The organism is Kribbella sp. NPDC050470 (genome assembly GCF_044458365.1).
Classification (GTDB): domain Bacteria; phylum Actinomycetota; class Actinomycetes; order Propionibacteriales; family Kribbellaceae; genus Kribbella.
The window spans coordinates 120,814-133,200 of sequence record NZ_JBITHV010000015.1; the positions used below are offsets into that span (position 1 = coordinate 120,814).

9 protein-coding genes are annotated in these 12,387 nt (G+C 69.6%); 3 read left to right on the forward strand and 6 right to left on the reverse strand.

Translation table 11 applies throughout. The annotated features are described in order from the left end of the window. The first annotated feature begins 163 nt into the window (after positions 1 to 163). A complete protein-coding gene (locus ACIBGM_RS39210; protein ID WP_360534524.1) occupies positions 164 to 1,054 on the forward strand; it encodes a TIGR01777 family oxidoreductase in 891 nt (296 codons plus the stop codon). A gap of 163 nt (positions 1,055 to 1,217) precedes the next feature. On the opposite strand, the gene ACIBGM_RS39215 is transcribed toward ACIBGM_RS39210, so the two are convergent. After that, positions 1,218 to 3,449, reverse strand: coding sequence for a protein kinase (locus ACIBGM_RS39215; RefSeq protein WP_396388425.1), 2,232 nt, complete (start codon positions 3,447 to 3,449; stop codon positions 1,218 to 1,220). Between the two features lie 132 nt (positions 3,450 to 3,581). Here ACIBGM_RS39215 and lipB point away from each other — a divergent pair, with 132 nt between their 5' ends. Then, the gene (lipB, locus tag ACIBGM_RS39220; RefSeq protein WP_360534521.1) at positions 3,582 to 4,295 is read left to right on the forward strand and encodes a lipoyl(octanoyl) transferase LipB; all 714 of its coding nucleotides are present in this window, start codon (positions 3,582 to 3,584) and stop codon (positions 4,293 to 4,295) included. A gap of 487 nt (positions 4,296 to 4,782) precedes the next feature. Here lipB and ACIBGM_RS39225 read toward each other — a convergent pair whose 3' ends face one another. Beyond that, entirely contained in the window at positions 4,783 to 6,165 is a 1,383-nt protein-coding gene (locus tag ACIBGM_RS39225) for a sulfatase (protein WP_396388426.1), read from the reverse strand. A gap of 47 nt (positions 6,166 to 6,212) precedes the next feature. Beyond that, the gene (locus ACIBGM_RS39230; protein ID WP_396388427.1) at positions 6,213 to 7,517 is read right to left on the reverse strand and encodes a sulfatase-like hydrolase/transferase; all 1,305 of its coding nucleotides are present in this window, start codon (positions 7,515 to 7,517) and stop codon (positions 6,213 to 6,215) included. A gap of 109 nt (positions 7,518 to 7,626) precedes the next feature. Between ACIBGM_RS39230 and ACIBGM_RS39235 the strand changes: the two genes are divergently transcribed. Further along, positions 7,627 to 9,180, forward strand: coding sequence for a hypothetical protein (locus ACIBGM_RS39235; RefSeq protein WP_396388428.1), 1,554 nt, complete (start codon positions 7,627 to 7,629; stop codon positions 9,178 to 9,180). An 18-nt stretch (positions 9,181 to 9,198) separates the two neighbouring features. Here ACIBGM_RS39235 and ACIBGM_RS39240 read toward each other — a convergent pair whose 3' ends face one another. The 3 genes from ACIBGM_RS39240 to ACIBGM_RS39250 all read right to left on the reverse strand — a co-directional run bounded on the left by ACIBGM_RS39240 (position 9,199) and on the right by ACIBGM_RS39250 (position 12,324). After that, a complete protein-coding gene (locus ACIBGM_RS39240; protein ID WP_396388430.1) occupies positions 9,199 to 10,164 on the reverse strand; it encodes a LysR substrate-binding domain-containing protein in 966 nt (321 codons plus the stop codon). 109 nt (positions 10,165 to 10,273) lie between these two features. Next, positions 10,274 to 11,446 carry an ABC transporter permease gene (locus tag ACIBGM_RS39245; RefSeq protein ID WP_396388431.1) on the reverse strand — a complete coding sequence of 391 codons (1,173 nt, stop codon included), beginning with the start codon at positions 11,444 to 11,446 and terminating at the stop codon, positions 10,274 to 10,276. Then, the gene (locus tag ACIBGM_RS39250) at positions 11,443 to 12,324 is read right to left on the reverse strand and encodes an ATP-binding cassette domain-containing protein (protein WP_360534509.1); all 882 of its coding nucleotides are present in this window, start codon (positions 12,322 to 12,324) and stop codon (positions 11,443 to 11,445) included. Before ACIBGM_RS39250 ends, ACIBGM_RS39245 begins: the two co-directional genes overlap by 4 nt. Between the last annotated feature and the right edge of the window lie 63 nt (positions 12,325 to 12,387).

The following is a 12,387-nucleotide window of genomic DNA, read 5'->3' on the forward strand; positions in this document are numbered from 1 at the left end:
TCCCGCACCCAGTGCGTCCACCGATCGCGCCAGTACCCGACCTGTCTGCCGTTCCTCCGGAGAGCCAGTGCACGGAGCACACAGCCGCCCGGTTACTGTCTGACCCCGGAGTTGTTTCCCGTCGGGTACTGCGGTGGCAGGACGATCCTCAAGGAGCAGCAGGATGAAGTACGTGCTGGCCGGCGCCTCCGGCTTCCTCGGTACGGCGCTCGCCCACGACCTCACCGCCGACGGACACCAGGTCATCCGCCTGGTACGCCGTACCGCCGCAAAACCTGACGAAGTCCGCTGGGACCCAGCGCGCGGAGACCTCGACCCGACCGCCCTCGGCGACCCCGACGTCCTGGTCAACCTGGCTGGAGCGAACATCGGTCGCCCGTGGACCCCGACGTACCGGAAGGTGCTCCGCGAGAGTCGCGTCAGTACGACGTCCACCCTGGCCGCGGCCGCCGCGCAGCTCGACCGCCGGCCGGTCGTGATCACGCAGAGCGGCGTCGGCGGCTACGGCCTCGACTGCGGTGACCGGATCCTCACCGAGGACTCCGAACTCGGCGACGGCTTCCTCGCCGAGGTCGTCCGGGTGTGGGAAGGCGCACTCGAGCCAGCCCGCGTCGCCGGCAGCCGCGTCGCCTCCCTCCGCACCGGCGTCGTCCTGGACCGCAAGGCACCCGCGTTCCAACTCCTCTCCCTCCCGTTCCGCCTCGGCCTCGGCGGCCGGCTCGGTCCGGGCACGCAGTACTTCCCCGTCGTCTCCCTCACCGACTGGCTCCGCGCCGTCCGCCACGTCGCCGAACACGACACCATCAGCGGCCCCGTCAACGTCACCCTCCCCAACCCCGCCACCAACCAGGAGTTCACCGAAGCCCTGGCCACCGCCCTGCACCGCCCCGCCTTCTTCCCCATCCCCGCCTTCCTCATGAAAACCGTCCTCGGCGAGTTCGCCTGGGAACTCCTCGGCAGCAACCGAGCCCTCCCCACCCGCCTCCAATCCACCGACTTCACCTTCCACCACCCCACCGCCCCCACAGCCATCTCCGCCGCCCTCACCACCTAGAGGTGCGGAGAGCGACCGGTTGAGCAGGGCAACAACTACTGGGTTCCCGAGCCCCGAGCAACCATGACCACCGAACAACACCCCCAACAGCCGGCCCGATCACGATCCGGGCTGTTGGGGTCGCGGGCTAGGCACTAGGTGGGAAACTCCGCGCTGCTCGCGGTCAGGCGGGGGTTATGGCTGTTATTCGCCAGGTGGGGGTGGTTGGGGTGGTAGTGAGGGTTATTCGGCGGGGGGTGGGGGTGGCTGGTGGGAGGTTTGTGGTGGTGCCTGTGGGGGTTAGGGCTTGGGCGGTGGTGAGGTGGTCGGTGATGTGAAGGACGACCTCGGTGGGGGTTTGGGATTCGATAGTCGTCTTCGAGATGTGGATTGTGAGGTTGCGGATTCGGATCTGGTGTTTGCGGTAGGTGGTGAGGAGGGCTTGGTCGGCTTTCCAGGGGGCTGAGCCGGGGACGTAGATGGTGTCGAGCAGGGTGGGGTCCAGGGTCCAGAAGGCCTTTGCTCGTTGGGTGTCCAGGGCTTGGAGGGTTTGGGTCCACTTCGTTGGGTCCGCGGATGGTGGGGACGTCGGTGAGGCGGGATTGGTTACGGCGGGGTTGCTCGGGGCTGGGTCGGTTGGGGCTGGGGATTGGTGGGTGGCGGCGGCTGTGCCGGCCGGGTCGTTGCCCAAGGCGCTGACTGTTAGCAGGCCGAGGATGAGCACGACTACGGCTCCCAGGGCTGCTGCGGCCAGGACGCCGTACGCCGGATGACGGAGGACCGGGCGGCGCAGGACCGGGACCGGGTAGCGGAGGGCGAGGCGGCGCTGGACCAGGCGGCGTGGGAACAGGCGGTGGAGGACGGGGTGTCGGAGGACGGGATGTCGGAGGGCGGGGCGGGCCTGCCTCGGGGCCGGTGGTCGAGTCGGGTCGGTGGAGTTGCTTGTTTGAAGCCGGGCGGAGGGGGTTGCGGGGGGCGTGCGGTTGTGCGGGCGGGTGTGCTTTCGGCGCGGCGTGTGGCTTCGGCGCCAGGGGCGGGGACGGGAGCGGCGGCGGGTCTGGTGGGTCAGAGTGATCGGTGATCTGTGGGCGCTGTCATTCCAGACGGGGGATGGGGTTACGCGCTCGTCGTCTGCGGGGAGGGCTGCGCGCTCGTCGCTTGTGGGGAGGGCTGGGCGCTCGTCGTCTGCGGGAAAGGCTGCGCGCTCGGCGGCTGTGGGAAGGGTTAGGCGCCTGTCGTCGGCGGAGAGGGTTGGGCGCTTGTCGTCGGCGGGGACGGTTGGGCGCTTGTCGGGTGTGTGGTTGACGGGTGCGGTGGGGGTGGTTAGGCGGTCTAGGGGGTTTGGTGGGGATGGGCGGGCGCGGTTGGGGCGGGAGGAGTTGCGGCGGGTGGGCTTGGTGGGGCGTGGGGAGGGTTTGGGCGTGGGTGGCTGGGGTGGTTTGGGGCTGATGGTGGGTGAGGCGGTTGGCTCCGGCGGGCGGGGGCGTGGGGATAGTGGGGTGCGGGAGTGGTCGATCGGGTCGTCGGGGGTTGAGGGCTTCTTGGGTGTGGCGGCCGGGGTGGGGTCTTCGGTGAAGGCGAGGTTGATGGGGGTGGGGGTGGCGATGGTCAGGAGGGTTCGGGGGTTGGTGAGGTGGTCGGGGGTAAAGAGGGCGGGGTCGGCGCCGGACTGGTGAGCTACGTCGGCCAAGGACTTGAGGTCGTCAGTCAAGGCAGTGCCAGGGCGCGCGGAGTCGGTGGGACCAGGTGACCTGAAGGATGCGGTCGCTTTAGGGCGCGCTTTGGAGGTAGCGCCGGTGTGGGCGGGGTCGGTGATGCGAGGGTGCGCGGTGTCGGTGGGATCAGGTGACGTGGGAGATGTGGTCGCAGCATGTGCCGTGCGGGCGGTGTCGGTGCGGGCGCTTTCGGTGGGGGCAACGCCAGAACGCGCGGTGTTGGTGGGGGTGGGCGCGGTTAGGTGGGGGTGTAGGGCGGGGTCGGTTAGGACGGGGCGGCCTTCGGTGTCGAAGAGGATGTTGGTGGGGGTTATGCGGCCGTGGGTGAGGCCGGTGCGGTGGAGGTAGGCGAGAGCTTCGGCGAGTGGGGTCAGGAGGGTGACGAGCTCGCCAGGGGTGAGCGGGCCGCGGCGGCTGAGGAGGGCGCTGAGTGTGCCGGCTGCGACGTACTGGCTGATGAGGAGCCACTCGTCGGCGGTCTCGCGGAAGTGGTGGAGGCGGGCGAGGTGTGGGTGGTCGATGCGCTGCAGGATCTTGAGGTGTTCACGGAGCTCCTCCGGGTGTGAGATTGCGGTGATCGGGACGCGTTTGAGCACGGCGTTGCGGCCGGAAGCGCGGTCGCGAACCAGCCAGACACTGCCGGCTGATCCGGACCCGAGCTTGCGGCGCAGGCTGTAGCCGGCGATGTCTTCGAGTGCCATGCCCTAGAGAGTGCACGAATCACCGGCGGCGGCCTGGAAGTTATCCACAGGCGGCCTGGGGCGAACGCCGTACGGCGGTGGGCTGTGGACGGCGGCGTACGGCGTCTGAACGGGCCGCATACACTCGATGGCGTGAGGGAGATCAGCTTTGTGGAGGCCGGGTTCGGCGCCGGCGCGGTCGAGTACGAGGCTGCGTGGGCCGAGCAGCGGCGGCTGCACGCGGAAGTTGCCGCGGGCACCGGTTCGGACACGGTCATCCTGCTCGAGCACCCGCCGGTGTACACGGCGGGCAAGCGGACCGAGCCGCACGAGCGGCCGCTCGACGGGACGCCGGTGGTGGACGTCGACCGCGGCGGGAAGATCACTTGGCACGGTCCGGGGCAGCTGGTGGGGTACCCGATCGTGAAGCTGGCGTCGCATGTGTACGTGGTGGATTACGTACGGCGCCTGGAGGAGGCGCTGATCGCGGTCTGCGCCGAGCTCGGGGTGAAGACCGGGCGGGTCAAGGGTCGCAGCGGGGTCTGGGTGGCGGCGGACGATCGCGGGCGGGAGCGGAAGATCGCGGCGATCGGGATCCGGGTTGCGCAGGGTGTGACGATGCACGGGTTTGCGCTGAACTGCGACAACGATCTGGGGTGGTTCGACCGGATCGTGCCGTGTGGGATCTCGGACGCCGATGTGACCACGCTGTCGAAGGAGCTTGGGCGGGATGTGCCGGTGACCGAGGTGCTGGAGTCGGTACGGCGGCATCTTGGACGGATGCTGGCCTGGGACGAATACGAGCGGACGCCGGACATTGGGCACGAAGAGGCGCCTACTGCGATCACTTATGGGCTGACTGTCTGAGGTTTCTGCCGGGGGGTTGTGCCTGGGTGCGGGTAGCTCACATCCGGTGCTTTGCGGGTTGGCTTTCGGGTGACTGGCCGGCGGCTAGGCAAAGCACCGAATGTGAGCAGTTGGAGTGAGGGCGGTGCCCGGGGTGCTGGCGGCGGGCCGGGGTGGCGTCGTGCGTGCTGGCGGGCAGGGGCGGTGCCGCGGGTGCTGGCCGGGCCGGTGCCCGGGGTGCCGGCTGTGGCGCGGGGCGGTGCCGCGCGGGCCGGCGGCGGGGCGGTGCCGCGCGGGCCGGCGGCGGGGCGGTGCACGCCCGGCGAGCTGGCGGGCGGGGCGTGCCGCGGTGCTCGCTCGGCGAGTTGGCGGCGGAGCGGGGGCGGTGCTGTGCGTGCTGGCGGCTGGAGCGGGGCGGTGGCTCGGCGAGCTGATGACTGGGGTGGCTCTCGGCGTGCTGGCGTGGGTGGGGGTGGTGGCGGTTGGGGCGGCGGTGCGTGGGGTGGGGTTAGGAGGGTGGGGGTGTGGTTAGTGGGGGGAGGCCTACGGTGGTTCGCCAGGTGTTGTGGTGGGTGTGGAGGGTGGCTGCTAGGGCTGGTTCCGTGTGGAAGTGGTTTTGGTGTTCGGGGAGGTCTTCGGAGAGGTTGGACAGGTGCCAGCCGGTGCCCATGGGGGCGTGTTCGTAGGACTTGAGGTGGGTTACTTCGGGGGTGTCGGCTACCCAGGTGAGTTTCCAGGGGCCGGATCTGACTGACCATTGGAAGCCGCAGTCCCAGTGGAGGGTTTCGTGGGCGGTGTCGGCGGCGCCGGAGAGGACGGGTAGGAGGTTCAGGCCGTCCACAGCGGGGGTTGAGGTGCCTGCGGCTGCGGCGAGGGTGGGGACCAGGTCGAGGGTGCTGATCAGGGCGTCAGTTTGGTGGCCGGCTGGGAAGTGGGCGGGCCAGCGCCAGAGCATCGGGACTCGGATTCCGCCTTCCCACAGGGTGTACTTCGTGCCGCGGAGCGGAGTGTTGTCGCCGAAGTTGCAGGTCGAGCCGCCGTTGTCGGTGGTGTAGACGACGATCGTGTTGTCATCGACCAGGGACAGTAGCTTGCCGATCTCCGCGTCCATCAGTTCGAGCTGCGCGAGGTAGTACTCGCGGCCGTGCGGCAGGTTCGGCACGATCACGTCGTCGTACCACTCGGTGTAGGACTCGTTCACCTCCGGAGACCAGTCGCGGAACGCCGGCAGGTCCCGTGCCGCGAGTTCGGACTCGGGCAGTTGCCAGCAGAAGTTGTGGACGGCGTTGAAGGCGAGCATGCAGAAGTACGGCCGATCGTCGGTCGACTCGATGAACGACGCTGCGCGCCGCCCGAGCTCAGCAGTCAGGAAGCCCTCGTGCTCGACCGGCTCGTCTCCCGACAGCAACGGCTGCACCGCCATGTAGGTCGAAGCCGGTCCGTACGACGAGACCGCAGCATCCGAATGGTGGAGGTAGTTCAGCCGCCCGTACGACTGCCCCGCCAAACCGTACAGCGTCTCCTCGAACCCATGATGCGGAGGACAACCCCGCTCCCCCACCGACTCGCCTCCGTAGTGCACCTTGCCGAAGTACCCGGTCCGATATCCCTGGTCACGCAGGATCTCCGCCAGCGTCGGTACGTCGTCCGCCGGGAAGGCGGCCGAGTCGAACCACTGACCACCCCACCGCTGCTGGTACCGCCCCGAGATGATCGCCGCACGCGACGGACTGCAGATCGGCGCCGTGACGTAGGCGTCGGTGCAGCTCACTCCCTCGGCCGCAAGGCGATCGAGGGCTGGCGTCCGCACGTCCGGATGCACTCCGAGCGCACTCCGGTCGGCGTACCCATGGTCGTCGGACACGATCAGCAGGATGTTCGGGGCAGCCACCGGGCGGTTCCTCTCCTCAACGAGTCAACGGCTCAACGGCCGATGGATCACCGGGCCGCACGCGCGGCCTGGTCGTTCTTCGCCAGCACATCGGTCCGATCCGGGTCCAGGACCGTCCTCAACTCGGCGTCGAGCTTGTCCACCAGCGACTGATCGGCAGACAAGTCGTGGACCTCGAGCGGATCCGCCTCGACGTCGAAGACCTGCGGCGGATGCGCCGACCCGTAGTAGCAGTACTTCCAGCGCCCGGACTTGAGCATGTAGCCGCCATCGAGCATGCCTTGGGCGTGGTACTCGGAGACGACGGGGCGGTCGACGGCGTCCAGGAGCGTATGGCCGGGCAGAGCTGGATCCGTCGGTAGGCCAGCGATGTCGCGGAGCGTTGGGAGTACGTCGACCAGGCTGACGTGTGAGGTGGTCCGGGCCGGCGTGAGCGACGGATGCCGGAGGAGCAACGGGATGCGAACAGACGGCTCGTAGAAGCACTGCTTCTGCCAGATGCCGTGGTGGCCGGCCATCTCCCCGTGGTCGCTGGTGTAGATCACGACCGTGTCCTCCGGTACGGCGGCCAGCAGCCGGCCGATCTGGTGGTCGAGATGACTGATCAGCGCCCAGTAGCAGACCGTCGCCTCACGAACCTGCTCCTCGGTGATCGGCTCGTCGTTGCGGAACCCGTGCCGCAGCAGCGAAATCACCGGATGCTGCGCAACGGCCGGCTCGTCCCAGGTCGGCGGCAACTCGATGTCCGCCGGATCGTAGAGCTCGCGGAACTCTGGCGGCGCCACCAGCGGGAAGTGCGGGTGCATATAGCCGACGTAGAGCAGGAATGGCTGCGGTCCAGGGTCACGGAGGAAGTCGAGGGCCGCGTCGGTCGCCGCAACGTCGTGCCGGGTGTGGACGTGGTCGCCGGCGCCGTGCTCAGTCACGTGCGAGTTGGTCGGCCGTTGCCATTCCGCCGTACGACGAGGAGGTCGGCCGCTGTGGTCGACCCAGAAGTCGAGGTCGTCGGTCAGCCGGCGGTCGAAGCCGAGCAGCCGGTCCGGGCCGTTGAAGTGCGTGCGGCCCGCGATCACGGTCTGGTAGTCGCTCAGGTGATGTCCCCACGACTGGAAGTCCGGGCCGGGGATGACACCGTTGTCCCAGGCCCCGATCTGGTGGACGTACTGCCCCGTCATCAGCGACAGCCGCGACGGGACGCACATCGGGCTGTTCGTGTAGGCGCGGTCGAAGGAGACGCTCTGCGCGGCGAGGCGGTCGAGGTGCGGCGTTCGTACCTGCGGGTGCCCGGCCCAGCCCGAGGCGGCGGCGGTGTGTTCGTCGGACAGGACGACGAGGATGTTCGGACGGTTCACGGGACCACCTTAGGCAAGCGATTGCCGGTTCGTTCGGGCCCGAGGTGTCGCGGCTGCGGTTGCGAAGTGTCTGCGGGGTGTGACGGCACAACGCCGCTACCGTGGTGGTGTGTCCAAATTTCTTGGGTTCTTGCTCGGGGTGGCGGTCGCTTTCGCTGGGCCGGCAGTGTTCGGAGTGCTGGCGGCGCCCGGTGGAATCGAGCTGAATACGAAGGAGATGGCGCTTGCCTACGGCATCGGCGCGCTGATCTTCTGGGCGGTGGTGTCGTACTTCTCCGGCGCCGCCGCGCTCGGCGCGTTCGCGGCGTTCGGCACGCTGGTCTACTGCTGGCTCTGGATCCCGAACCGGACGACGAACTTCCTCAACGACGTCCCCGGCGTGACCACCGGGATGATCGCGGGGTCGAGGCAGTACACGCTGAACGGCGTCGTACCGATCCTGACGGTGATCTCGCTGGTCTTCGGCATCCAGCTGATCGTGCAGAGCGTGCGGCGCCGGCGGCGGGAGCGGGTGGAGGCCGAGCGGCTGCAGCGGGAGCAGGAGGCCGCGCAGGCGCAGCAGGAGGCTGAGGCGGCGGCTGTGTACCCGGTTGCCGGGAGCACCTATCCGGCGGCTGCCGGGTACGGCGGGGCGTACGGGGACAGCAACCGGTACGACGATCTGTTCGATGAGGACCCGGAGCCGGTGCGGCCGCGGAGTCAGGCGGAGGAGCAGACCACGACGTTCCCGACGTCCGGGGCGGAGCAGACGGCGCAGTTCCCGGGGTTCGAGGAGGATGCCCGGAGCAACGAGTCCGCCGACGAGACGGTCCTCGTGCCAACCGACCGCGACGAGACGACGCAGGTTCCGGTCGAGGAGCCCGCTCCCCCACAGCAGCCTGTCGCCGCGGCGCCGGTGGACAACCAAACGGTCGCAGGAGGTACGCCGCCGGACGCCGAGCAGACACTCGCGGCGCCGGCACCCGCGGTGACGGAGCAGCCGGGGGTGGCGGAGCAGCCGACAGTGGCGGAACAGCCGACGGTGGCGGAGCAGCCGACGGTGGCGGAGCAGGCGGCCGGGGCGGTGCCGGCTAAGCCGGGCGCGGAGGCCGCAGCTGCGGACGTGCAGGCGGAGGATGAGCAGCCGACCGTCGCGGCGCCAGTGACGGCGGGCGACGACGAGACCGTTGTGGCGGGAACGGCGGCGGACGAGCAGCAGGCCGCCGTGGCGGAAGAGCCGACGCAATCAGCTGCGTCGCAGCAGCCGTCGGATGCAGAGGACGAGCAACCGACTGTCGCGGCGCCCGTGAAGACGGCCGATGAGTCGACCGTGGCTGGCGCTGGGGCCGGGACTGGTGCTGATGCCGGAGCTGGGGCTGGGGCTGGGGGGCAGGGGCCGGTGGCTCAGGCGGATGCTGGGGCTGACGACGAGACCGGCGTGGCTGGTGAGCAGAAGCCGGTGGCTGGGGCTCAGGAGCCTGCAGAACAGCCGGAGCCGGACGCGCCGCAGAAGCCCGAGCAGGAGTCCAAGAACTCGGCTCAGGCTGGCCCGGTGCCGGGTGTGCGGGAGCAGGTGGGGCAGCAGTATCGGGAGCGGATGGAGGATCCGGAGGACACGGGGGAACTGTTCATCAGTGCGTTCGAGAATCCTTCGCAGGTGAGTATTCGGCCTGCGGGGGCCTGAGCGAGTCCGCCGCCGCGATCAGGCAACGTGCATGCGTTGGACCTGGTCGCGGCGGGCATGTTCTGCGAAGGCTTCGTCGTACGCCGCGGTCGCCATCTTCAGCACGTCCGGCGCCATCTGCGCCCGGGGTGAGTCCGTGCTCCACGCCAGCATCAGCCGGCGGTGGACCGGGTCACCGACCAGCGTCCGCGTGGTGACGTCACTCGACAGCATCCGGTACGACGTCGGCGAGATCAGCGCCACGCCCTGACCGCTCGTCACGAACCCCATCAGCACCGAGGTGTCCACCGAATGGTGCTCCACCCTCGGCTGGAACCCGGCCTGCTCGCACGCGGCCCGGAAGAGCACATGGAACCCGCTGTCGTCCGGCGGCTCCCCGATCCACTCCTCACCGGACAGCGCCGAGAGCTCGATCTCACCGCGGTGCCGGGACGCGACCGCCAATGGGTGGTCGGCGGCCATCACGACGTACGCCGACTCGGACTCGACGACCGTGCACGCTTCGACACCGTTCGGCATCCGGAGCTCGAACGCCGGGAACTCCCGCAGCAGCGCGAAGTCGAGCCGCCCACTCTCCAGCTGCTGCAGCAGCACGCTGGTGGACCACTCGACCTCGATGCTGACCTGCTCGATGTCACCGTGGTCGCGCAGCCGCGAGGCGATGCCGGACATCGGTGCGGTGGGAAATCCGCCGAGCCGTACGGCGCTGGACTCGACCGCGGTCATCGCCGACACGGTCGCGGACAGGTGGTCGACGTCGACCAGGATCGCCCGGGCGCGGTCGACGGCGTACCGGCCGAGTGCGGTCGGGGTGACACCGGTGCGGGACCGCTCGAACAGCTCGCCGCCGAACGCGGCCTCGATCCGCTTGAGCTGCGCGGTCAGGCTCGGCTGGCTGACCTTCAGCCAGCGGGCGGCCCGTCCGACGGACCCCGCTTCAGCCACCAGGACCACCACCCGCAGGTGGCGCAGCTCGACGTTCATGGGCTGAGACCGTAGTCCAGGTGCACGCACAGCACACAGTTTCCTTGTGTTGCGGTTTCGTCTCAGCCGGGACCAACCGTGTAACGCCGGCCCCGGCTGTGACGATAAGTCAGGACGACTTGAGCGCCAGTGCCTCTCGGTAGCCGAGGCGGCGGCCGGTCTGGAGCAGCGTGCGCTCGTAGAGGCGGGCGCCGAGGCGGACGATCAGGACCGTGGTGACCAGCAGGATCGCGATCGCGACCAGCGGCTGCCAGACCGGCACGTTCTCGGTCAGCATCCGGCCGGGCATCGCCATCGACGACGCGATCGGCACGAACGAGGCGACCGTCTTGGCCGACGACCCGGCGAACACCGAGAAGAAGAACGGGATCATCAGGATCATCTGGCCCGGCAGCGTGGTCGACCCGAGGTCCTCCTGCCGGGTGGCCAGCGAGCCGGCCACCGCCCACAGCCCGGCCAGCGCGACGAACCCGAGCACGAAGAACACCACGAACCAGCCGGCCACCGGCGCAACCACCTTCAGGATGTCGAGCTGGTCGGTCGCCACCAGCCCGATCACCGAGGCCCCGGCGATCACCACGATCTGGGACAGCGCCAGCGCGGTGTTGCCGAGCACCTTGCCCCACAGCAGCGAGCGGATCGGCACCGCGGCGGCCAGGATCTCGACGACCCGGCTCTCCTTCTCCTGGACCACGCTCTGCGCGATCATCATGCCGAAGCCGAGCGCGGTCATGTAGAACACCAGCGCGAGGCCGATGTTGACGAAGTCGGCGACGATGTCGGGCAGCGGCCCCGGTTTCAGCAGCTCCAGCTCGACCTTCGTGCCGGCGCGCAGCTCGTCGGGGGTCAGACCGGCGCGCGAGGCGTTGGCCTCCATCCCGACGCTCACCGCGGCTTCCCGCAAGCCGTTCTCGAGGCTGGAGTCGACCCGGTCCTTGCCGAGTACGACGTACCCGTCGGCGCCAGGCAGCAGCGCCGCCTTCACCTCGCCGTCGGTGACGAGCTGCTCGGCGGCCGGGCGGTCGGCCACCCGGGTGACCTCGTAGCCGTCGCCGCCCTTCGTGGTCGACGCCTGCTGGACCACTCGGGCGCCGCCGTCGTCGATCACGGCGATCTTGTCGGGGCCGCCGTTGCCGGCGATGAGCGCCGGGATGATCACCGCGGCCAGGACCAGCACCAGCATCACGGCGGTCGATCCGAGGAAGGTCTTGTCCCGCAGCTTGGTGGTGATCTCGCGCTCGACGATCAGCACCCAGGCCCGGTCCAGGGTCCGGTCGTTCATCGGGTCGCCTCCCGGAAGACGTCGCTCAGAGCCACCCGCTCCGGCCCGAACTCCAGGACCGGTCCGCGGCTGATCGCCTGCTGAAGAACGTGCTGCGCCACCGCGTCGTCGTCGACGTCGAAGAGCGCCGTACCGCCGGCCACGTCGCGCACCTGGACGCCGCGGACGTCGCGCAGCCAGCCGGCGTCGCCGTCGACCACGAGCCGGTAGGTCAGCGACGGACCGGCGGCCAGCTCGGCAACGGGGCCTGCGGCAACGACCTTGCCACGGGAGAGTACGACGAGGTCGTCGCAGAGCCGCTCGACCAGTTCGAGCTGGTGGCTGGAGAACAGCACCGGCACGTCCGCGGTGACCTCCTCACGGAGCAGGTCCACCATCGCGTCGACCGCGAGCGGGTCGAGGCCGCTGAACGGCTCGTCCAGGACCAGCGCGATCGGCTCGTGCACCAGCGCGGCCGCGATCTGCACGCGCTGCTGGTTGCCGAGCGACAGCGTCTCGAGTACGTCGGTCGCCCGCTCCCCCAGCCCGAGTCGCTCGAGCAGCTTGTCGGTCCGCTCGGCCGCGCGGTCCGGGTCGAGCCCGTGCAACCGGCCGAAGAACACCAGCTGGTCGCGGATCTTCATCTTCGGGTACAGCCCGCGCTCCTCCGGCATGTAGCCGAAGTCACGCCGTACCGCGTTGGTCAACGGCTCGTCGCGCCAGTGCACCGTCCCCGCGGTCGCGCCCAGCACGCCGAGGATGATCCGCATCGTCGTCGTCTTACCGGCGCCGTTCGCTCCGACGAACCCGGTCATCCGTCCTGGCACGACGTCGAAACTCACGTCGTTCAGCGCCAGCTGCTCACCGAATCGCCGGGTCAGCCCAGCCACCCTCAGCATCCGTCACCGTTCCTGTCACCTCGGCCCCCTCGGCCAGGCCCACGCCTGGTCGCTTCCGCCCGG